The sequence below is a fragment of the Luedemannella helvata genome (genome assembly GCF_039528415.1).
Classification (GTDB): domain Bacteria; phylum Actinomycetota; class Actinomycetes; order Mycobacteriales; family Micromonosporaceae; genus Luedemannella; species Luedemannella helvata.
On sequence record NZ_BAAALS010000003.1, the window covers coordinates 216,548 to 237,843 of the forward strand.

The following is a 21,296-nucleotide window of genomic DNA, read 5'->3' on the forward strand; positions in this document are numbered from 1 at the left end:
CGGTCAGCTCCTGTCGCCGAGCTGCTGGCGTAGATCGGCGATCTCCTGGCGAAGTTCGCGCACCGTGGCGTGGTCCGGTCCGACGGCCTGAATCTGTCGGGTCAGCACGGTTTCGAGCTGGCGCAGTGCCCGGTCGTGCTCATCCATCTGCAGGTGGGCGCGTGCGGCCTGGCGCCGCCACTCGAAAACCTTCGGATCATGCTCGCCGTGCTGCTGCGCGTACCGTTCCGCGAGCTGTCGCCACTGACGAGCCGCCGCCCGCGCCTGCCCGCCCGCAAGCAGCCGAGACGCCTCGTCCGCCTCGTGCTCGTAGCTGTTCATGCGCGGTCGGGGTGGCTCGATGTGGTGAGCCGGCGCTGGCGTCTGGCCGACGATCGCGGCCGCATACGCCCGCACCGCGTTCACGCCTTCATCAATGACGCCAGGGATGGGCGGCCGTGGGCTGGCGTAGGGGGTCAGGATCGTGTGAACTTCGGTCGCACTGCTCGGCCGCTTGCCGGGGTCGATCGACATGAGGTGATGTACGAGGTCGTCCAAGGCCGCTGGTAGATCCGGCCGAAGCGCGGCTGGTCGTGGAGGCTCATCGAATATCTGGCGGTGCGCGGTGGTGATCGTGGTGGTTCCGCCGAACGGCTCCTGCCCGGTGATCAGGTGATAGAGCGTGGCACCTAACGCATAGAGATCGGCCCGGTGATCCGTGGGTTGGGCGTTGATCTGTTCCGGGGCCATGTAGCCGACGGTGCCAGGACTCTCGCTGGTCTTGGTGATCCTGGAGTACCGCTCGTCCTGCGGCATAACCGCAAGGCCGAAGTCGAGCACCTTGACCGCGCCGCTCGCCTCGATCATGACGTTGCTCGGCTTGATGTCCCGATGCACAAGACCCAGCTCATGTGCCGCGATGAGCACGGCGCTGATCTGTGCGCCGATGGACGCGACCCAGGCCACCGGCAACTGCTCCTGCTCGGCCGCCAGATCCGCCAGCGTGAGCCCGTCGATCTTTTCCAGCACCAGGTACGGCCGGGTGCCCTGCAGATCCAGATCAAAGATGCGAGGTACGCCAGGATGGCTGAGCTTCGCGGTGAGCAGCGCCTCCCGTCGGAACCTGCGCAGGAGGTCCACATCGGAGACGGCGAGGACCTTCACGATCACCGGCCGGTCCAACACCGTGTCCCGCGCCGTCCAGACCTCGGCCATGCCGCTCCGCGACACCGGAGAGTGGCCTACCCGGTACCGGTCCTTGAGTGTCACGCCCGCAACCACGCGTCCAGCGTAGCCAGGCCACTTCGTCCGAATGGGCGAGGTGTTTGGGGGAGGACTCCTCATCCGCTCGTTCGTGAATGAATACAAAAAACGTCTAGCTTGTAAACACGGTTCACGTATACCATCCACAGTCGACATCGCGGGAAGGGCGGGGACAACCATGGGCGAGCTGGCCATCGACATCGCCTTCCTCAAGCGCTACGCCAAGTTGCAGCCGCCCGTGCGCCGGGCTGTCGACGCGGCTATCACGAAGTTCGCGGAGCACACACACGCCGGGCTGCACCTGGAGAAGCTGTCCGGGGCCCGGGATCCCAACGTGCGCACGATCAAGATCAACGACTTCTACCGCGGCGTCGTGCTCGCCCTGGGCGGGGCCCGGTACGTTCTGTGCGAGGTCCTACCCCACGACGACGCGTCAGCCTACGCGGTGAGCCGCAAGTTCGGGGTCAACCAGGCGCTGGGCGTGCTCGAAGTCCGTGACCAGGCTGGCATCGAGGAACTCGAGCGAAAGTGGCCCACCACTCCCGCATCAGCGGACGGCATTTTCGACAGCGTGGCGACGCGGGATCTGCTGCGCCTCGGAGTGGACGAGGACCTGATCCCCCTTCTTCGGCGGATCAGCAGCGACCAACAGTTGGACAGCCTGACCCGGCTGCTCCCACCGGCGCAGGCCCAGGTACTGACAGGGCTTGCGGCGGGCATCGGCTTTGACGAGGTCTTCAACGAGATCGCTGACCGCATTGTCTCCGGAGCGGATCCCGACGACCTGGCCGCTGCGGCGCGGCGCACCTCGGACCGGATCGCTTTCGTCGACAGCCCGGTCGAGCTAGCCGCGATCCTGGCGAAGCCGTTCGACGCGTGGCGGGTCTTTCTGCATCCAACCCAGCGCTCCCTGGCCTACCGCGAGACGTTCAACGGCCCCGCGCTCATCACGGGCAGCGCCGGGACCGGCAAGACCGTCACCGGTCTGCACCGGGCCGTCTTCCTCGCTGGCCGTCTGCCCGACGACGGCTCTCGGGTGCTGCTGACCACGTTCACCCGGGCGCTCGCCGACGCCCTCGGCAGGCAGCTGTACCGGCTGACCGACGACCCGGCGGTGCGGTCCCGCATCGACGTGATCAGCATCGACAAACTGGCGTACGAGATCGTGGCGGGTAATCGAAAGATCACGGTCGCCGATGACGACTCGCTCTCGCGCATGTGGGCGGCTGCCGCACAGGCCGCGCCAACGACGCTCAACCGAGCCGGGCAGGTGACCCGGCGCAGTGCCGCCTTCCTGCGGCGGGAATGGGAACAGGTCATCCTGGCGCAGCAGCTGACCACCATGGAGGCCTACCGCGACGCGCCTCGCAAGGGCCGGGGCGACGGGCTGCGCGCCCCCCAGCGCGAGCGGATCTGGACGGCGATCCACGGCGTCGTCGCCCAGCTAGCCGCGCAACGGTCGCGCACGCACCTGCAGATCGCCGACGAGGCGGCGGGGCTTGCGGCTCGCTCACCCGCCCGCTACCGGCACGTCGTGGTGGACGAGGGACAGGACCTTCACCCTGCTCAGTGGCGGCTGCTTCGGGCCCTGGTGGCGCCGGGACCTAACGACATGTTCCTGCTCGCCGACCCATACCAGCGGATCTACGACAGCCAGGTCTCACTGGCCCGGCTCGGCATCGAGGTCCGGGGCCGAACCCACCGGTTGACCGTCAACTACCGCACCACCCACGAGATCCTGCAGATGTCGGTAAAGGTCCTCGCGGGGGAGCCGACCATCGGCCTGGATGACGAGGCCGACACCCTGCGGGGATACCACTCTGACAACCACGGCGGCGCGCCGGAGGTGGCCGAGCACAACGACCGAAGTGGCGAGCTGGACGCTCTGGTCGATCGCATCGATGACTGGTTGGACCAGGGTGTTGAACCCCACGCCATTGGCGTGGCCGCTCGAACCGGGAAGCTCGTCTCCGACATTTCGAAGGTGCTGACGGGCGCGGGCATCGACGTCGCGGACGACAAGCGTGGCATCGACGGCGTGCGGGTCGCCACCATGCACCGGATGAAAGGACTGGAGTTCCAGTGTCTCGCGGTCGTCGGCCTTGACGCCGGCGTGCTGCCCGCGCCCAACGCCGTCACCTCGGTGACGGAGGACCCGCACGCGCACCGGGAGGATCTGCAGCGGGAGCGTTGCCTGCTCTTCGTCGCCATGACGCGGGCGCGTGACGTCCTTTATCTGTCGCATGCCGGCGCGCCCAGCACGCTACTGCCGGGCGGCGCCTCATGACCGCCCCGACGTTGAGCGGGCAAGCGTTGAGCGAGGCGGCCCGCAGTGTGTGGGGCAAGACCGACCGGAAGGGCACCTCGCCAGTCGGCTGGCTGCCGCTATGGCGGCACCTGGCGGACTCGGCGGCCGTCGCGGGTCAGCTCTGGGACAGCTGGGTGAGCCCGGCCGTGCGCCGGTTGCTCGCTGACCAGTTGCCCGGAGGAGATGCCGACGCCCGCACGTTAGCGGTCTGGTTGGCCGGAATCCACGACATCGGCAAGGCCACACCGGCCTTCGCGATCCAGGCACCGGCACTGGCCGAGCGGATGCGCGATCGAGGGCTGGCCTTCAACCGTGGGCAGATCCAGGTCGACCGCCGCCACGCCCGACACGATGTCGCGGGCCACGTCGTTCTCGCCGAGTGGTTGCGCGACCAGGGCTGGCCGGACCCTGACCCGTACGCCGTGGTCGTCGGCGGGCACCACGGCACCCCGCCGACCGACGAAGGGCTGCTGGCCGTCCTCACACACCCCCACCTGTTGGGAAACGATCCATGGGCGGAGGTCCAACGCGAACTGTTGGTCTGGATGACTGAGCGCAGCGGGGCGGGCGAGCGGCTGACCGAATGGCGCCACGCGTCGCTGACCCAGCCGGCGCAGGCCGCGCTCACCGGGCTGGTCATCGTCGCCGACTGGATCGCGAGCAACGAGGAGCTTTTCCCGTACACACTGGACCGCCCGGACAGCGACCGGCTGCGGACCGGCTGGGAGACACTCGACCTGCCCGCGCCGTGGGTACCCGTGACACCACCGACCCAGGTGGATGAGCTGTTCACCGCACGCTTCGACCTGCCCGACGGGGCATCGCCGAGGCCGGTCCAACGCGCCGTTGTCGGGCTCGCCTCCGTCATGCCCGTACCAGGGATGATGATTGTCGAAGCTGCCATGGGGGAGGGCAAGACCGAGGCCGCGCTCGCCGCGGTGGAGATCCTCGCTCAACGCAGCGGGGCGTCCGGGTGCTACTTCGCACTGCCCACCCGGGCCACGAGCGACGCCATGTTCTCGCGGTTGTTGTCCTGGCTGCGCCGGCTGCCGGACGCCTGGACCGACCGGGGTCATCGGGACGTGCGGCTGGCCCATGGCAAGGCGGCGTTCAATCCCGAGTACGACCGCCTGCGTTACGCGTCGCTGCCCAGCGCCATCGCGCAGGACGCCGGTGGCGCGGACATCGGCGTGCATACCTGGCTGGCCGGGCCGAAGCGGACGATGCTGTCGAGCTTCGTGGTGGGGACCATCGATCAGCTACTGTTCGCTGCCCTGCGTAGCCGTCATCTGGTGCTGCGCCACCTGGGCCTGGCTGGCAAGGTTGTCGTGATCGACGAGGCGCACGCCTACGACGTCTACATGAGCACGTTTCTCGATCGGGCACTCGAGTGGCTCGGCGCGTACGGGGCGCCGGTCGTCGTACTGTCCGCGACGCTGCCCGCGCGGCGCCGCGCCGAGATGATGGCGGCGTACGACAACGGGCGCCTCGGCCGGCTCACCCGAAGGGAACGCAGGAAACTCGCGACCGACCCGTATGCGGCGGTCCGCGACGACCTCCGTTACCCGCTGGTGACGGTGTGCAACGCGGAACGCGGCGCTACAGCCACCAGCTGTGACGAGTCCGGCCGGGGCGTGGCGGTCAGCCTGCACCGGCTGGACGACGACCCGGCCGCGCTGGCCGAGTTGCTGCGGGAGCGGCTGTCCGAAGGCGGCTGCGCGCTGGTCGTGCGCAACACCGTGGCGCGCGTTCAGCAGACCGCGGCCGCGCTGCGCGAGGCGCTCGGACCGGAGTTTCCCGTGTCCGTGGCGCACTCCCGGTTCATGGCGGTCGACCGCGCGGCCAAGGACCGCTGGCTGCGCGAGACGTTCGGGCCGCCCGGCGACGCCGAACGGCCGACCCGGCACATCGTGGTCGCCAGTCAGGTGGCTGAGCAGTCGCTGGACATTGACTTCGACCTGCTCGTCACCGACCTGGCCCCGGTGGACCTCGTCCTGCAACGGTTGGGCCGGCTGCACCGCCACCCGCGCGCTGACCGCCCGACCGGGGTGGCCGCGCCGGCCGCGTGGATCACGGGCGCGGACTGGTCGGCCGACCCGCCTCAGCCGGTGTCAGGGTCGCAGCGGGTGTACCACCGGTACGTGCTGCTGCGCGGCGCGGCCGTGCTCCTGCCGCACCTCGACGGCGCACCGCTGCGGCTGCCGGCCGACATCGCGCCGCTGACCCAGACGGCGTACAGCGATGAGCCGGTCGGCCCCCCGACCTGGCAGCCGGCCCTGGCGGAGGCGCGGGAGCGCTACGAAGACGAGCAGGCGACCAAGGAGGTCAACGCAAGGAGCTACCGGCTCGGCGAGGTGGCCGAGCCGGGAACACCGCTCATCAACTGGCTCGCGGGCGGCACGGACGCCAAGGACGACCGCATGGCACAGGGCCACGTCCGGGACAGTGACGCCGAGTCGCTCGAGGTGCTTCTTCTGGTACGGGCGCCTGACGGGCTCGTCCTACCCCCATGGATCGCGGGGGGTGGCGTACCCGTCCCCACTGCTGACGTCCCGCCCGGTTCGTTGCCACGGAGGATTGCCCGATGCGCCCTCCCACTGCCCCGGATGATGACCGCTCCCGAGGTCATCGATGAGGTGATCGGAGAGCTCGAGCGTCGCATCGACCTGACCGCTTGGCAGAGCAACCACTGGTTGGCTGGCGAGTTGTTGCTTGATGTCGACGGTGACGGTCGTGCTCGGGTCGGCCCCTTCGATCTTCAGTACGACGTCCACGAAGGTCTCCATGTTGTCCGAAGTTGACTACAAGGCATCCCCGCCTACGCGGGGAACATTTGCGCGATCGGGGCACGACCCACAGTGCCTTTCGGATCATCCCTTAGGAGGGATTGGGTGGTGCAGCTCGACCAACCTTACCTTTGTTGCGGATGTACGATGTGGACAATAACGGAGGTGTGAGGTGGAGTCAAAGGAACTGCACAACCCCTGTTTTTCGTTGCTCAGCGAGGATTGGCTGCCGGTGCTGGACGACGCCGGAAGGCGGCGCGAGGTCTCATTACTCGGCCTGTTCGAGCAGGCAGAGGACCTTCGAATGATCGCCTGCGAGCTGCCTACGCAGACGTTCGCCATCCTGCGGTTGGCCCTCGCCGTCCTGCACCGGGCGACGGACGGGCCGGCAGGCGAGGCTGCCTGGCAGCGTTTGTGGCGTTCGCCCGGCCTGCCGACCGCAGACGTCGCTGACTATCTCGGGGAGTTCCGCGACCGCTTCGACCTGCTGCACCCAACGCACCCGTTCTACCAGGTGGCCGATCTACGGACGGGCAAGGGCAGCGCGTTCGGCCTGGAGCGGCTGATCGCTGATGTGCCTGCCGGCCTTCCGTTTCTGACCACTCGCGCTGGCACAGGCATGAAGTCGATCAGCCCTGCCGAGGCTGCACGATGGTTGGTGCACTGCCAGGCGTATGACACGTCCGGGATCAAGACCGGTGCGGTGGGGGACGCGCGACTCAAGGGCGGCAAGGTGTACCCGCTTGGTGTGGGTCCACTTGGTTCGCTCGGCGGCGTCCACCTCGAAGGGGCGAACCTCCGGGAGACGTTGCTCCTCAACCTCATTCCGGTTGCTCCCAACTGGCGGAGCGAAGATTCCCGGGACATGCCGGCGTGGGAGCGCGAGCAGCTGTCCGTGGGTGAGGAGCACCCGAAGACTCGTGGTCCGTACGGAGTGCTCGGCCTATATACCTGGCAGGCGCGGCGGATCCGGCTGTTCGGCGACCGGGATGGCATCACCGGCGCGATGATCTCCTACGGTGACCCGATCGACTGGCAGGACCGCCAGAACATGGAGCCGATGAGTGTGTGGGGCCGCAGCGGACCGCGCGAGAAGCAGCAGAAGCGGATTCCGGTCTACCTGCCCCGGCCCCATGACCACACCCGGTCGCTGTGGCGCGGCCTCCAGACGCTGCTGCCATCCGCCGTACCTCCAGGGGGAGAGCCGGCACAACGCTTGTCCCCACTGGTCATCCGCTGGCTGGCCCGGTTGACGCTCAACCGAACCGTAGATCATCAGTTCCGGGTACGTCCACGCGCCACGAGCGTTACGTACGGCACGCAGCAGGCCGTCATCGACGAGGTGTTCACCGACTCCCTGACCATGAACGCGCTCCTCCTGGTGGAGGACTCGCCGCTGCGCAACACCGCGGTTGATGCCGCCGCGGACGCGGAGGCCGCGGTGCGGGAGTTGCGCAGCCTTGCGGCCGACCTCGTCCGTGCCGCGGGTGGCACGGCCGATACGAGCGGTGAGGCCGAGCGCGCTGCCGAGCGCGGCTATGCGCTGCTGGACAGGGCGTTCCGCGACTGGCTGGCCAGCCTGGGCCCGGACAGCGACCCCGTGGCCGAGCGTGAGTCGTGGCAGCGGCTGGTGAAGCGGGCCATCGCTCGTATCGGTGCGGATCTGGTCGCCGCCGCCGGCCCGACAGCGTGGGTGGGCCGGACCGTCGTCGACCGCAACGGCCGTGCGGTGCATTACTCGAGTTCGCAGGCCGAAGCGTGGTTCCGTTCCGGCCTTGCCAAGGCGCTGCCCATGGCCACCACCACAGAGGGGGTACCAGCATGACCACGGTCGCGGCTGATCAGCCGACACGTACGACATGGTCTCGTCGCCGAGGAGACGTGGGCGGTCATGTCGCCGGTGTCATTGGCGCACTACAGAGCAGGTTCCTGCGCGAGGCGCCTGATCCGGAGGCGGTCGGTGCCCTGGCCCGCCTGCGCCGTGGTATCGGACGAGAGCCAGGCTCCGACTACACGTTGGAGCGGTACCTCGGGGTCCCGGAAGCTCTCGTTCAGTTCGTTCCGGACGACCGGCCCGCAGACGTGGAGTACGCGGTCCACGATGCGGTGAGCCTGTACGCGCTGCACCAGCAGTCTCAGCGCAAGCCGATGCACCTTGATGGCGACGGCCTGGGGCGGGCGGTGTCGAGCCTGCTCAACAAGACCGATGGGCCCGAGGGGGTTCGCCGGCGCTTCGCCGCGCTTGGTACCGCGAGCACGTACCAGGAAGTCATCTATCACCTGCGCGGCCTGACGACCATGCTGCGCGGACACGCCGTCCCGCTCGATTACGGCCTGCTCGCCGAGGACCTGCTGGACCTGCGGAAGCCGTACGGAGCGGCCAAGGTTCGCGCGGCCTGGGGCCGGGAGTTCTTCCGCAGCCGCCGCACGGTCGAGGCCGACAACAGTGCAACACCCGCGAATGACAGCCAGGAGGAGAACGGATCATGACCCGTACCATCGTCGACGTCTACGCGCTGCAGACTGTGCCACCGAGCAACCTCAACCGGGACGACACCGGCTCGCCCAAGACCGCCATGTACGGCGGGGTACGCCGCGCTCGGGTCTCCAGCCAGGCGTGGAAGCGCGCAATTCGGCTCGCCTTTGAAGGCGTGCTGGCCGATGACCAGCTGGGCGAGCGGACCCTGCAGGTGGGCGAGTCGCTGGCGATGCGGATCCGGGCACTCGACCCGGGTGTGTCCGCGGAGGAGGCTTCGAGCCTGGCCGCCGACGTCTTTGCCACCTTGGGCTTCGGCAAGGCGGACAAGAAGAAGGGCGCCAAAGACTTCGAGTCCAAGTATCTGCTGTTCCTCAGCCACCGGCAGCTGGACAACCTGGCCGGTGAGGCGATCGGGGCGCACCGCGGAGCGCCGCTGGACAAGGCGAAGCTCAAGGCGCTGGCCAACACTGAGCACTCAGTGGACATCGCCATGTTCGGTCGGATGGTCGCCGACATGACCGACATCAACGTCGACGCCGCCTGCCAGGTCGCCCACGCGATCAGCGTGCACGCCGTAGAGACGGAGTTCGACTACTTCACCGCCGTCGACGACCGCAAGGAGGATGCCGACCAGGCTGGTGCGGGCATGATCGGCACCGTCGAGTTCAACTCCGCCACGCTGTACCGCTACGCCACGGTCGATGTCGACGCGCTGCACCGCACTCTTGGGGACGGTGCGGCGACCCGGGCCGCTGTGGAGGCCTTCCTCACCGCGTTCGTGCGGAGCATGCCCACCGGCAAGCAGAACACCTTCGCCAACCGCACGCTGCCTGACGCGGTGTTGGTCCGGATCCGGGACACCCAGCCGATCAACCTGGTCGGCGCGTTCGAGACGCCGGTTCGGGAGAAGGTCGGCGCCGGCCGGATCGCGGCGGCAGCGGCTGCCCTGGCGCAGTACACCGGTGCCGTCGAGTCCGCCTACGGCGAGCGCCCGGTGAGCAGCTGGGTCACCCAGGTGGGGGAGCAGACCGCGGTGCTGGCGGACCTCGGCAAAGCCGTCACGATCGACGAGCTGGTCGCCGGCGTCGGTGAGCAGGTCGCCGCGGCGCTCGGGCAGGCAGCATGACGGTCCTGCTGCTGCGGCTCGCCGGCCCTCTGCAATCGTGGGGGTCATCGAGCCGGTTCGCTCGCCGAGGCACGGAGGCCGCGCCCACAAAGAGCGGGGTACTCGGCATGCTGGCCGCAGCGAAGGGCATGCGTCGCACCGATCCGCTTACCGAGCTTCTACGGTTGGAGTTCGGCGTACGTATCGACCAGCCCGGCCAGATCATGCGCGACTTCCAGACCGCGCGCACGCTGGACGGACGCGACAGTATGCCGCTGACGTACCGGTTCTACCTGTCCGACGCCGTCTTCCTCGCTGCGGTCAGCGGTGAGGAAGAGCTGCTACGCGGCTTGGCGGAGGCGCTGGAACGGCCACAGTTCCCGCTCTATCTCGGTCGCCGCTCGTGCCCACCCGCCGGCCGGATCAGCCTCGGCGTCCACGGTGAGAGTCTCGACGAGGCGCTGACCGGATGGCCGTGGCTCGCCGCGGACTGGTACAAGCGGCGGGCCTCCCGATCGGTGCGGCTTGAGATCATCCGGGACGTCCGCCCGGGGGAGCTGAGCAGCGAAGTGCTGCCCGACGAACCGGTCAGCTTCGATCCCGCCCGCCGTGAGTACAGCTGGCGGTCGGTCGTGCGTGCGCACGTGGACGTCGACAACGACGATCCCGACCGGGCCGGCGTCACCGAACACGACCCGCTGAGTCTGCTGGGAGGCTGAGCATGTTCCTCACCCGGTTCCGCTTCAACCCGGCCCGCCGCGGCGCCCGGAAGCTCCTTACCTCGCCACAGGCCATGCATGCGGCTGTCCGGGCCGGGTTCGCCGACCCCGATGATCACCAACGCGGTGACGCCCGCACCCTGTGGCGACTGGACTCGTCGGGCCCCGGGGCCGTGCACCTGTTCATAGTCAGCCCCGGTCGGCCCGACCTGACACACCTGGTGGAGCAGGCCGGGTGGCCGACCACGGACACGTGGGTTGTCCGGGAGTACGACGGACTGTTGGACTCGCTCGAGGCAGGCCAGCGGTGGGCTTTCCGACTCACGGCCAACCCGACCCACAGCGGCCGCAAGTCCGCCGATGCGAAGGAGACGCAGCGCTTCGGGTACCTGCGCCAGGAGGAACAGGTGCGTTGGCTCCTGGGTCGGGCCGGCAAGCTCGGATTCGTCGTGGCGCCGCAGGCTGACGGAGCGCCGAACGTGGTCGTAGGTCGCCGTGAGACGGTCACCTTCAAACGGGGGATGGGAACGGTCACCCTCACCACGGCCACCTTCGACGGCGTACTGCAGGTCACTGACGGGGACGCTTTCCGCCGCGCCCTGACCGGGGGCATCGGCCCCGCCAAGGCGTACGGCTGCGGCCTGCTCACCCTCGCTCGGGAATGAAGATCCCTGGCGTACCTCCGGCCGAGATCCCCGATCTCGTACGCGCAGAGGACCGGATCAGCTTTCTGTACCTGGAACGCTGCGTCATCCACCGAGACAGCAACGCTGTCACAGCGACCGACGACCGCGGCGTCATGCACATACCGGCGGCAACGGTAGGGGTCCTGCTACTCGGTCCGGGCACCAGCATCACCCATCAGGCCATCGCCCTGCTCGCCGACCACGGCGCCACCGTGGCCTGGGTCGGTGAGCGGGGCGTGCGCTACTACGCACACGGCCGCTCGCTCGCGTCCTCCAGCCGGCTGCTCATCGCTCAAGCGAACGCTGTCAGCAACCGCGACCGGCGACTCGCCGTCGCCCGAGCCATGTACGCCATGCGATTCCCCGGCGAGGACACCTCACGCCTGACCATGCAGCAACTGCGGGGAAAGGAAGGTGCACGGGTACGCCGCACCTATCGGGAACATGCTGAGCGGACAGGCGTCGGCTGGAACCAGCGGGAGTACGACAACGGCAACTTCGCCGCCGGCGACGCGATCAACCAGGCGCTCTCGGCCGCACATGCGTGTCTGTACGGGGTCGTGCACGCGGTCATCGTCGCCCTCGGCCTGTCGCCGGGGCTCGGCTTCATCCACACAGGACACGAGCGCGCTTTCGTTTACGACATCGCCGACCTGTACAAGGCGGAGGTCACCATCCCGGTCGCGTTCGATGTGGTCGCCAGCGGTGCGGCCGACATCGGCGCCGACACGCGGCGCGCGGTGCGCGACCGGATGCAGGACGGGAACGTCCTGGTCCGGTGCGTACGCGACGTTCGCACGCTCCTTCAGCCACAGCCGAGCGGACCGATCGATGACGACGAAGCCGGGTCGCTCGGGCTATGGGATGAGCACGGCTTTGAGGTTGCGGCGGGAAAGAACTACGACGATGCGGGGGACATCGACTTCTGATGACGGTCATTATCCTGACGGCGTGCCCAGTCGGCCTTCGAGGACACCTGACCCAATGGCTGATTGAGCTGTCCGCCGGAGTGTACGTGGGACACATCAGCTCCCGCGTCCGCAACCGGCTGTGGGCTCGCGTCATCGACATGGCCGGACCGGGAAGAGCGCTCATGGTGTTCCAGACGAAGGGTGAACAGCGGCTGTCGTTCAAGGTGCATGACCACCACTGGACGCCGGTCGATCTGGACGGAATATCGTTGATGCGAAGGCCGAGCGAGCCGGTTTTCAACGCTGCTATGCCGAGCGGATGGAGCAAAGCAGCACGCCGCCGCCGGTTTGCAGGACGTCGTTCGTCCGAGTAGCCGGGCACGGTTCCAAAGTGAAGAAAAACCAGACTCTAGATCTTCATCACCGCAGGTGAACAAGTGTGCTCCCCGCGCATGCGGGGGTGATCCCTGCCGCCGCCCCGTGGGCTTCAGCGCGAACGGGTGCTCCCCGCGCATGCGGGGGTGATCCCCACCCGCGGCCGTCCCGACCTGGTCGGCCGGGGTGCTCCCCGCGCATGCGGGGGTGATCCCCCGAAGTCCCCGTCGAACGACGAGGCCAGGCTGTGCTCCCCGCGCATGCGGGGGTGATCCGCGCGATCCGCTCGGGATCATCTACGACCGCACGTGCTCCCCGCGCATGCGGGGGTGATCCCAGAACGGCCAGGACAACGACGACGAGCCACCAGTGCTCCCCGCGCATGCGGGGGTGATCCCAGGTCCCAGTCGGGGTGCTCGTAGGGCAGCGCGTGCTCCCCGCGCATGCGGGGGTGATCCTGATCGCCCGGCTTGAGGAGACTCCGTGAGCGTGTGCTCCCCGCGCATGCGGGGGTGATCCAACTCGAACTCCGCGACACCGTAGGCGCGCGCCACGTGCTCCCCGCGCATGCGGGGGTGATCCCCCCTCCCACGACCCCGGCGTGGCGAGCTACACGTGCTCCCCGCGCATGCGGGGGTGATCCCGGCGCGGCGGTGAAGATCCTCAACGCCCTGATGTGCTCCCCGCGCATGCGGGGGTGATCCGCGACTGCAGGAACGCCACGAGCCGGGAGATCCGTGCTCCCCGCGCATGCGGGGGTGATCCCGCCACGATCGCCCAGTCGGGCAGCGTGGCGGTGTGCTCCCCGCGCATGCGGGGGTGATCCAGCGCGGCCGGCCATCGGGCAGCAGCTCCCCGAGTGCTCCCCGCGCATGCGGGGGTGATCCCCCTGCGCGAGATCGCAGACGAGTGGGAGGACCGTGCTCCCCGCGCATGCGGGGGTGATCCCCGCAAGCTCGATCTCGTCCGTGCGGTAGCCGGGTGCTCCCCGCGCATGCGGGGGTGATCCTGGATATCGCTGTGATCGAAGTCGCAGCGTTCGGTGCTCCCCGCGCATGCGGGGGTGATCCTCCCGCGCGGTGCGTATGTCCGCAGACAACGGAGTGCTCCCCGCGCATGCGGGGGTGATCCCTCGGCGAGGTACAGCTCCCGGGCGACGTCCTCGTGCTCCCCGCGCATGCGGGGGTGATCCCGACCAGCCCGTGGGCTGGGCGCGGCACGACGAGTGCTCCCCGCGCATGCGGGGGTGATCCCAGGTCGGCGTCCGCGCGCAGCCCGCCCAGGACGTGCTCCCCGCGCATGCGGGGGTGATCCCCAGGTGCCCGGCGCGCGGTTGTCGATTTTCAGGTGCTCCCCGCGCATGCGGGGGTGATCCGCCGAGCTTCCACCAGTGCGTGCCCAGCTCCTCGTGCTCCCCGCGCATGCGGGGGTGATCCCTCGGCGCAGCCGGGCGCGGTGCTGTGCTTGAAGTGCTCCCCGCGCATGCGGGGGTGATCCCGCCACGAGTGCGCCTTCATCAACGCCCCCGTCGTGCTCCCCGCGCATGCGGGGGTGATCCGCGGACTTGGTTGAGTTGCAGGTCATCGGCGGCGTGCTCCCCGCGCATGCGGGGGTGATCCCTACCGGCCGGCGACGTACCGGACGGCGTACACGTGCTCCCCGCGCATGCGGGGGTGATCCCGTCGTGGTCGATCGGCTCAAGAAGCTGTGGAAGTGCTCCCCGCGCATGCGGGGGTGATCCGCTGTTCGTGGCCTTGACCTTGGCGCCGCCCTCGTGCTCCCCGCGCATGCGGGGGTGATCCCTCGCGGCCGTACCGGCGGAACAGGCCGCTGTTGTGCTCCCCGCGCATGCGGGGGTGATCCGGACTCCGACTTCATCGGCCAGATCCTCGGTCTGTGCTCCCCGCGCATGCGGGGGTGATCCGGTGAGGTCCGACTCGTTGGAGTTGACCAGCTCGTGCTCCCCGCGCATGCGGGGGTGATCCGCCCTGCTGTGACTCGTACTGCGTGGACGCGTTGTGCTCCCCGCGCATGCGGGGGTGATCCGATCCCGGTCAGCGACATGAACAAGAGCTGGGAGTGCTCCCCGCGCATGCGGGGGTGATCCCAGCACCGACGCGTGGCACGGCTGGTCAAGCGGGTGCTCCCCGCGCATGCGGGGGTGATCCCGCGGCCACGATCCGCGACTACCTGATCGAACTGTGCTCCCCGCGCATGCGGGGGTGATCCAAGCACAACGGCTCCGGCTTCCACGCTGACCGGGTGCTCCCCGCGCATGCGGGGGTGATCCGTCCTCGTGGCGGCCCATGTGGTGTCAGTCCCTGTGCTCCCCGCGCATGCGGGGGTGATCCCGACACGACCGTCTTGCACACGTCCACCAGGTGGTGCTCCCCGCGCATGCGGGGGTGATCCCGACCTCGCGCAGCCGCTCGTGCGCCTTGGTGTGTGCTCCCCGCGCATGCGGGGGTGATCCGGACATCCACCGGGCCACTAACATCCCGCCGAGGTGCTCCCCGCGCATGCGGGGGTGATCCCGGTACGTGGTGCGGCAGCGCGCGGCACGGCTGGTGCTCCCCGCGCATGCGGGGGTGATCCTCGCTCGTCCTGAAGCGCCGTCTCATGCGCCGCGTGCTCCCCGCGCATGCGGGGGTGATCCCTCGCCACGTCGTGGGAGCCGCTCGCGATCACGGTGCTCCCCGCGCATGCGGGGGTGATCCCGACGTCGAGGTGACGCGCAACAACGGCGGCACGTGCTCCCCGCGCATGCGGGGGTGATCCCCACCCTCCATTCCGAAACCGCTGACGCGGTTTGTGCTCCCCGCGCATGCGGGGGTGATCCCTCGTACGGCGTCATCACGTGGCACGGGAGTTTGTGCTCCCCGCGCATGCGGGGGTGATCCCCACCACACGTGGGCGCGCACAGCGCCCAACACGTGCTCCCCGCGCATGCGGGGGTGATCCATAATCTCTTCCCGCTCGGCGGGGCCGGGCGGCGTGCTCCCCGCGCATGCGGGGATGATCCGTCCATGCCCATCGACGCACTCCCGGCCGACGGGTGCTCCCCGCGCATGCGGGGGTGATCCCTGGGCCGGGTCGACCCCCTCGACCTCCGCAAAGTGCTCCCCGCGCATGCGGGGGTGATCCCGCCATCAGGTGCCGGCCCACGCCGGTACGCCAGTGCTCCCCCGCGCACGCGGGGGTGATCCTGGATGACGCGGCGGCCGCCGCGGGCCCGCCGCGTGCTCCCCGCGCATGCGGGGGTGATCCCGCGGAAGATGAGCCGTCCGACTCCGTGCTGATGTGCTCCCCGCGCATGCGGGGGTGATCCGGCGTTCAGCGGCAGCGGCCAGACCCGCTGGTCGTGCTCCCCGCGCATGCGGGGGTGATCCCCGGTGGGCGTTCCAGTACGCGTCCGCCGACGGGTGCTCCCTGCGCATGCGGGGGTGATCCGTCAAGTTCGGGCGGGGCTTTACGACCACGTCTGTGCTCCCCGCGCATGCGGGGGTGATCCCTGCCGACGATCACGCGCGGCGGTGGCGCGTGAGTCCTCCCCGCGCATGCTGGGGTGATCCGGGTGCATGGGATGTTCCCGACAGTGGTCTGATGTGCTCCCCGCGTATGCGGGGGTGCTCCCGCGTCGCGGACCTCGGCCATGACCTGCTGGTCATTGCTGTTAACGGGCCAGCACCGCACGGGGACGCCCTCCTTAGGTCACGGCCAGACCGATGACGATCCGCGGCGGTGGAGTGCCCGAACCCGCGGGCACGTCTTCGCTGTCACGTTCGGCGTACGCGCTGGTGGTGTCGGGCGTTTCGGCGGTCACGCGGCGCCGCCCGGCGGCCCGGTCATGATGTCTTGTTCAGGGCTCCGTCAACCCAGGTGCGCAGCGCGGCTGCCGGGGCGGCACCGGCCTGGCGCGCGACGACCTGCCCGTTCTTCAGCACGAGGAGCGTCGGTACCGCCTGCACCCCGAACCGCGCGGTCAGCGTGGGCGACTCGTCGACGTTGACCTTCACCAGCTTCACCGCGCCGGCCAGGTCGGTGGCGACGCGGTCGAGTGCGGGGCCGACCGTCCGGCACGGTGCGCACCACGGCGCCCACAGGTCGACCACGACCGGGACCGGGGACTGCTCGGCGACCTCGGCGAAGTCGCCATCGGAGGCACTCGCCACCCACGGGAGTGGGCCATGGCAGTTTCCGCACGTGGGCGTCCCGCTGGCGACGGCCGGCACCCGGTTCCTCTGCCCGCAGGCTGGGCACCGCACGATCTCGGTCGCCACGTCACTCCTCGGGGGAGTTCTCGTAGGTGACGGTCAGCTCGTCACCCGCGACGTCGATCCGGATCAGCGCGCCGTCGAGAACCTCTCCCTCCAGCAGCGCCCGGCCGATGCGCGTCTCGACCTCCCGGGCGATGTAGCGGCGCAGTGGCCGCGCTCCGTACACCGGGTCGTAGCCACGCTTGGCGATGAACCGGCCGGCGTCCGGGGTCAGCTCCAGCCGCATCCGCCGCTCGGCCAGCCGAGCGCGGACGTCGGCGAACATGAGCTCGACGATGAGCTCGATCTCGGCCTGGGTCAGCGGCTTGAAGAGCACGGTATCGTCAACGCGGTTGAGGAACTCGGGACGGAACTGCGCGCGCAGTTCGCCCAGCACCGCGCCGCGGGCCTCCTCCGTGATCTCGCCGTCGGCGGTGACGCCGTCAAGGAGGTACGCCGACCCGATGTTCGAGGTCATGATGATCACGGTGTTGCGGAAGTTGACCGTGCGGCCCTGCGCGTCCGTGAGGCGGCCGTCGTCGAGGACCTGGAGCAGGGTGTTGAACACGTCCGCGTGCGCCTTCTCGATCTCGTCGAAGAGCACGACCGAGTACGGCTTGCGGCGTACCGCCTCGGTGAGCTGCCCGCCCTCCTCGTATCCGACGTAGCCGGGCGGCGCCCCGACGAGCCGGCTGACCGTGTGCCGCTCCTGGTACTCGCTCATGTCGAGGCGCACGATGTTCTCCTCGGTGTCGAACAGCGCCGCGGCCAGCGTTCTGGCCAGTTCGGTCTTGCCGACCCCGGTCGGCCCGAGGAAGATGAACGACCCGATCGGCCGGCGCGGGTCCTTGATGCCGGACCGGGCGCGGATGATGGCGTCGGCCACCAGTTGCACGGCCTCGTCCTGGCCGATCACGCGCTCGTGGAGGATCTCGTCCAGCCGCAGCAGCTTCTCCCGCTCGCCCTCCGTGAGGCGGGCGACCGGGATGCCGGTCCAGCGGGACACGACGTCGGCGATCTCCTCCTCGGTGACCACCTCACGCAGCAGTCGCTGGCCGCCCTGCTTGGCCGACAGTCGTTGCTCCTCGGCTTCCAGCCGGCGTTCCAGCTCGGGCAGCCGGCCGTGGCGCAGTTCCGCGGCCTGGTTGAGGTCGTACCGGTGCTGCGCCTCCTCCGCCTCGTGGCGGACCTGTTCGATCTCCTGGCGCAGCTCCTGCACCCGCTTGAGCGCCTGGCGTTCGGCGTCCCACTGGGCGTGCAGCGCGTCGGCCTCCGCGCGCAGGTCGGCCAGCTCCCGGCGCAGCTGCTCCAGCCGCTCCTTCGATGCCGGGTCGTCCTCTTTGGAGAGCGCGGCGTCCTCGATCTCCAGCCGGGTCACCCGCCGGCTCAGCTCGTCCAGCTCGGAAGGCATCGAGTCGATCTCGGTACGCAGCATCGCGCACGCCTCGTCGACCAGGTCGATGGCTTTGTCGGGCAGGAAGCGGTCGGAGATGTACCGGTGGCTGAGTACCACAGCGGACACGAGCGCGTTGTCGACGATCTTCACGCCGTGGAAGACCTCCAGGCGTTCCCGCAGCCCGCGCAGGATCGAGATGGCGTCCTCCTCGGACGGTTCCTCCACGAGTACCGGTTGGAACCGCCGCTCCAGCGCGGCGTCCTTCTCGATGTTCTTGCGGTACTCGTCGATGGTCGTCGCGCCGATCATGTGCAGCTCGCCCCGGGCGAGCATCGGCTTGAGCATGTTGCCCGCGTCCATCGAGCCCTCGGTCGCCCCGGCGCCGACGACGGTGTGCAGCTCATCCACGAACAGCAGGATCCGACCCTCGGCGGCGCGCACCTCGGCCAGTACCGCCTTGAGGCGTTCTTCGAACTCGCCCCGGTACTTGGCCCCGGCCACCAACGAACCCATGTCCAGCGCGAAGATGACCTTGTCGCGCAGGCCCTCGGGCACGTCGCCGCGGGTGATCCGCTGGGCCAGCCCTTCCACGATGGCGGTCTTGCCGACGCCCGGATCGCCGATGAGGACCGGGTTGTTCTTCGTCTTGCGGGACAGGAGCTGCACCACCCGCCGGATCTCGCTGTCCCGCCCGATGACCGGGTCCAGCTTTCCGGCGGCCGCGTCGGCGACCAGATCCCGGCCGTACTTGGACAGCGCCTCGTACGCGACCTCCGGCATCGCGGACGTGACCCGTTGGTTGCCGCGGATCCCGGTCAACGCCTCCAGGAAACGCTGGCGGTTCAGCCCCTGGTCCTCCTGCAGCAGCCGCCCGGCGGCCGTTGCTGAGCCCTCCTCAAGCAATGCCATCACCAGGTGCTCGACCGACACGTACTCATCCTTGAGTCGCTTCGCTTCCCGCTCGGCGGCGTCGAACAACCGGGACAGGCGCTGGGTCACGTAGACCTGGCCGGGCGCGGCGCCCGGCCCGCTGACCCGGGGGCGGCGGCCCAGCTCGTCCTCCAGCTGCGCGCGCAGCTTGTCGGGATCGGTGCCGGCCGTGTCGAGCAGCCGGGGGACCAGGCCCTCGGGCTGGTCGAGCAGCGCCAGCAAGAGATGTTCCCCGTCGACCTCGGTGTGCCCGTAGCGCAGCGCCTTGGTCTGCGCGTCGTGCAGGGCCTCCTGCGACTTCTGGGTCAGGCGGTTCATGTCCATTGCCGGCCTCCGGCGGGTCTTGGTGGCGCCATCCGCAGCTCGCGTTCCAGCTCGGTAACGCGATCGAGCAGGTCGAGGACGACCCCGACGGCGGCGTAGTTGAGGGCGAACGCGCTGCGCAGGCGCTGGATCCGGGCCGCCAGGGCGAGCTGCGCCGGCGGGAACCAGAGCCGGCCGGCCCGGTCGCGCTGCGGTTCGAGCAGTCCGAGTACCACGAGGCGACGGACCATGTCCGGATGGAGCCGGGTCGCGCGGGCGAACGACTCGATGTCGCGCCACCCGAGATCCGGGCCGCGGCCGGCGAGCGTGGGCGACGGGACCAGGGGATAGCTCACCGCTGCCTCCTGGGGTCGAAAGTGGACACCGCGGCGAGCTGCTCGAACAACCGCCGCTCTTCCTCGGTCGGCGTGGCGGGCACGATGATCCTGGCTTCGGCGTACAGGTCCCCGGGCTTACCCCGGGGGTGCGGAAGGCCCCGCCCGCGCAGCCGCAGCCGCCGCCCGGACGACGTGCCTGCCGGTACCTTCACCTTGGCCTCGCCGCCCGGGGTGTCGATCGCGACCGACGCGCCGAGCGCCGCCTCCCAGGGCGCCAGGGGCAGGTCGACGGTGATGTCCCGGCCGTCGACCCGGTACCGCGGGTGTGGCGCGAGGCGGACGACGAGGTAGAGGTCGCCCGGCGCGGCGCCGTCGGTACCCTGTCCACCCTGGCCCGCGAGACGGATCCGCTGGCCGTCGGCGACCCCGGCCGGGATCGTGACGTCGATGTCACGCCCGTCGAGCGAGATCCGCCGGCGCCCGCCCCGGTATGCCTCGTCGACCGTGAGAGGGAGCTCCGCCTCCTGGTCGGCTCCCGCTACCGGTCCCCAGCTTCGGCGGCCGCGACCGCCGAAGATGCCACCGAGCAGGTCATCGAGATCGACGTTGTCGCCGGGACCCGTCTCGAACCAGACGTCCGGACCGGCGCCCCGGCCGCCGCCGCGACGCGCGCCGGCCCCCGCCCGGGCACCGGCGCCCGCCCGGCCGCGCGCGGCCCACGCCTGCGGGTCCACGTCCGGTGGGACCTGGCGGAAGTCGGGGCCGAACTGGTCATACCGCCGGCGGGTCTCCGGGTCGGACAGCACGTCGTACGCCTCGGAGATCTCCTTGAACCGCTCTTCCGCAGCCGGGTCCTTGTTCATGTCCGGGTGGTACTGGCGGGCCAGCTTCCGGTAGGCCCGCTGGATCTCGTCCCGGCTGGCGCTTCTCGGCACCCCCAGGGCGTCGTAGAAGTCGCGTCGGGCCGCCATCAGTCGCCCTTCGCCACGACCACGGCCGTCGGACGCAACAGGTGCTCACCGTCGCCGTACCCCGGCCGCACTACCTGCACGATGGTGCCGGCCGCCGTGTCCGGGACGGAGACGACAGCCACCGCCTCGTGCAGGGTCGGGTCGAACGGTTCCCCCACGTCGGAGCGCTGCGGGAACCCGAGCTTGGCCAGGACGTCGAGGGCCTGCTTCCGGACCGCCCGGACGCCCTCCACGATCGCGGACGGGTCGTCGGCCGCGTGTTCCAGGGCGAGGTCGAGGTTGTCGACGACGGGCAGCCATAGCCCCGCCACCCGGGCCCGCTCGGCGTCCCGCTGCGTCGCCGACTCGCGAGCGACCCGCTTGCGCAGATTGTCGAAGTCGGCGAGCGCGCGCCGCCACTGGTCCTCCAGCTCAGCGACGCGGGCCTGCAGTTCGCCGATCTCGGCCGACTCTTCGGCCGGCGGGCCGGTCGCCTGCTCGTCGGTCATCAC

The 21,296-nt window shown here is 69.7% G+C and carries 15 protein-coding genes and 2 CRISPR repeat arrays; of the genes, 9 read left to right on the forward strand and 6 right to left on the reverse strand.

Features of this window, described 5'->3' with window-relative positions:
• Positions 1-3: 3 nt before the first annotated feature.
• On the reverse strand, positions 4-1,194 hold the full coding sequence (locus tag ABD191_RS04610) for a serine/threonine-protein kinase (protein WP_344077153.1): 1,191 nt from the start codon (positions 1,192-1,194) through the stop codon (positions 4-6).
• A gap of 226 nt (positions 1,195-1,420) precedes the next feature.
• Between ABD191_RS04610 and ABD191_RS04615 the strand changes: the two genes are divergently transcribed.
• The 9 genes from ABD191_RS04615 (at position 1,421) to cas2e (ending at position 12,610) form a co-directional block, all read left to right on the forward strand.
• Complete coding sequence (locus ABD191_RS04615; protein ID WP_344077155.1) at positions 1,421-3,529, forward strand: UvrD-helicase domain-containing protein; 2,109 nt, start codon at positions 1,421-1,423, stop codon at positions 3,527-3,529.
• Positions 3,526-6,351: a CRISPR-associated helicase Cas3' gene (gene cas3, locus ABD191_RS04620; RefSeq protein ID WP_344077157.1), complete on the forward strand. Its 2,826-nt coding sequence runs from the start codon at positions 3,526-3,528 to the stop codon at positions 6,349-6,351. The genes ABD191_RS04615 and cas3 overlap by 4 nt, the downstream gene beginning before the upstream one ends.
• A gap of 157 nt (positions 6,352-6,508) precedes the next feature.
• Positions 6,509-8,161, forward strand: a complete 1,653-nt coding sequence (gene casA, locus ABD191_RS04625) for a type I-E CRISPR-associated protein Cse1/CasA (protein ID WP_344077158.1) — start codon at positions 6,509-6,511, stop codon at positions 8,159-8,161.
• A gap of 56 nt (positions 8,162-8,217) precedes the next feature.
• Positions 8,218-8,826 carry a type I-E CRISPR-associated protein Cse2/CasB gene (casB, locus tag ABD191_RS04630; protein ID WP_344077160.1) on the forward strand — a complete coding sequence of 203 codons (609 nt, stop codon included), beginning with the start codon at positions 8,218-8,220 and terminating at the stop codon, positions 8,824-8,826.
• Complete coding sequence (gene cas7e / locus ABD191_RS04635) at positions 8,823-9,941, forward strand: type I-E CRISPR-associated protein Cas7/Cse4/CasC (RefSeq protein WP_344077162.1); 1,119 nt, start codon at positions 8,823-8,825, stop codon at positions 9,939-9,941. The genes casB and cas7e overlap by 4 nt, the downstream gene beginning before the upstream one ends.
• Positions 9,938-10,639 carry a type I-E CRISPR-associated protein Cas5/CasD gene (cas5e, locus tag ABD191_RS04640; RefSeq protein ID WP_344077164.1) on the forward strand — a complete coding sequence of 234 codons (702 nt, stop codon included), beginning with the start codon at positions 9,938-9,940 and terminating at the stop codon, positions 10,637-10,639. The genes cas7e and cas5e overlap by 4 nt, the downstream gene beginning before the upstream one ends.
• A gap of 2 nt (positions 10,640-10,641) precedes the next feature.
• Positions 10,642-11,304, forward strand: coding sequence for a type I-E CRISPR-associated protein Cas6/Cse3/CasE (cas6e, locus tag ABD191_RS04645; protein WP_344077166.1), 663 nt, complete (start codon positions 10,642-10,644; stop codon positions 11,302-11,304).
• Positions 11,301-12,254 (forward strand): type I-E CRISPR-associated endonuclease Cas1e, encoded by a 954-nt coding sequence (cas1e, locus tag ABD191_RS04650; protein ID WP_344077167.1) that lies wholly within the window; start codon positions 11,301-11,303, stop codon positions 12,252-12,254. Before cas6e ends, cas1e begins: the two co-directional genes overlap by 4 nt.
• A complete protein-coding gene (gene cas2e, locus ABD191_RS04655) occupies positions 12,254-12,610 on the forward strand; it encodes a type I-E CRISPR-associated endoribonuclease Cas2e (RefSeq protein WP_344077169.1) in 357 nt (118 codons plus the stop codon). Before cas1e ends, cas2e begins: the two co-directional genes overlap by 1 nt.
• Before the next feature lie 65 nt (positions 12,611-12,675).
• Positions 12,676-15,756: a CRISPR direct-repeat array (repeat unit 28 nt; unit sequence GTGCTCCCCGCGCATGCGGGGGTGATCC).
• Positions 15,757-15,850: 94 nt separating this feature from the next.
• A CRISPR array of direct repeats spans positions 15,851-16,244; the repeat unit is 28 nt; unit sequence GTGCTCCCCGCGCATGCGGGGGTGATCC.
• Between the two features lie 212 nt (positions 16,245-16,456).
• Here the strand turns inward: cas2e and trxA are convergent.
• The 5 genes from trxA to ABD191_RS04680 form a co-directional block, all read right to left on the reverse strand.
• The gene (trxA, locus tag ABD191_RS04660) at positions 16,457-16,783 is read right to left on the reverse strand and encodes a thioredoxin (RefSeq protein WP_344077171.1); all 327 of its coding nucleotides are present in this window, start codon (positions 16,781-16,783) and stop codon (positions 16,457-16,459) included.
• 109 nt (positions 16,784-16,892) lie between these two features.
• Positions 16,893-19,517: an ATP-dependent chaperone ClpB gene (gene clpB, locus ABD191_RS04665; RefSeq protein WP_344077173.1), complete on the reverse strand. Its 2,625-nt coding sequence runs from the start codon at positions 19,515-19,517 to the stop codon at positions 16,893-16,895.
• On the reverse strand, positions 19,508-19,852 hold the full coding sequence (locus ABD191_RS04670; RefSeq protein ID WP_344077174.1) for a chaperone modulator CbpM: 345 nt from the start codon (positions 19,850-19,852) through the stop codon (positions 19,508-19,510). The genes clpB and ABD191_RS04670 overlap by 10 nt, the downstream gene beginning before the upstream one ends.
• Positions 19,849-20,805, reverse strand: a complete 957-nt coding sequence (locus ABD191_RS04675; RefSeq protein ID WP_344077176.1) for a DnaJ C-terminal domain-containing protein — start codon at positions 20,803-20,805, stop codon at positions 19,849-19,851. The genes ABD191_RS04670 and ABD191_RS04675 overlap by 4 nt, the downstream gene beginning before the upstream one ends.
• Positions 20,805-21,293, reverse strand: coding sequence for a nucleotide exchange factor GrpE (locus ABD191_RS04680; RefSeq protein ID WP_344077178.1), 489 nt, complete (start codon positions 21,291-21,293; stop codon positions 20,805-20,807). Before ABD191_RS04680 ends, ABD191_RS04675 begins: the two co-directional genes overlap by 1 nt.
• Positions 21,294-21,296 lie beyond the last annotated feature (3 nt).

Excerpts from the sequence above, each read along its gene's own strand:
- ABD191_RS04615 (WP_344077155.1), top strand. The coding sequence starts at position 1,421 with ATGGGCGAGCTGGCCATCGACATCGCCTTCCTCAAGCGCTACGCCAAG.
- clpB (WP_344077173.1), bottom strand. The coding sequence starts at position 19,517 with ATGGACATGAACCGCCTGACCCAGAAGTCGCAGGAGGCCCTGCACGAC.
- ABD191_RS04675 (WP_344077176.1), bottom strand. The coding sequence starts at position 20,805 with ATGGCGGCCCGACGCGACTTCTACGACGCCCTGGGGGTGCCGAGAAGC.
- cas7e (WP_344077162.1), top strand. The coding sequence starts at position 8,823 with ATGACCCGTACCATCGTCGACGTCTACGCGCTGCAGACTGTGCCACCG.
- cas2e (WP_344077169.1), top strand. The coding sequence starts at position 12,254 with ATGACGGTCATTATCCTGACGGCGTGCCCAGTCGGCCTTCGAGGACAC.
- cas3 (WP_344077157.1), top strand. The coding sequence starts at position 3,526 with ATGACCGCCCCGACGTTGAGCGGGCAAGCGTTGAGCGAGGCGGCCCGC.
- ABD191_RS04610 (WP_344077153.1), bottom strand. The coding sequence starts at position 1,194 with ATGGCCGAGGTCTGGACGGCGCGGGACACGGTGTTGGACCGGCCGGTG.
- cas1e (WP_344077167.1), top strand. The coding sequence starts at position 11,301 with ATGAAGATCCCTGGCGTACCTCCGGCCGAGATCCCCGATCTCGTACGC.
- cas6e (WP_344077166.1), top strand. The coding sequence starts at position 10,642 with ATGTTCCTCACCCGGTTCCGCTTCAACCCGGCCCGCCGCGGCGCCCGG.
- ABD191_RS04680 (WP_344077178.1), bottom strand. The coding sequence starts at position 21,293 with ATGACCGACGAGCAGGCGACCGGCCCGCCGGCCGAAGAGTCGGCCGAG.
- cas5e (WP_344077164.1), top strand. The coding sequence starts at position 9,938 with ATGACGGTCCTGCTGCTGCGGCTCGCCGGCCCTCTGCAATCGTGGGGG.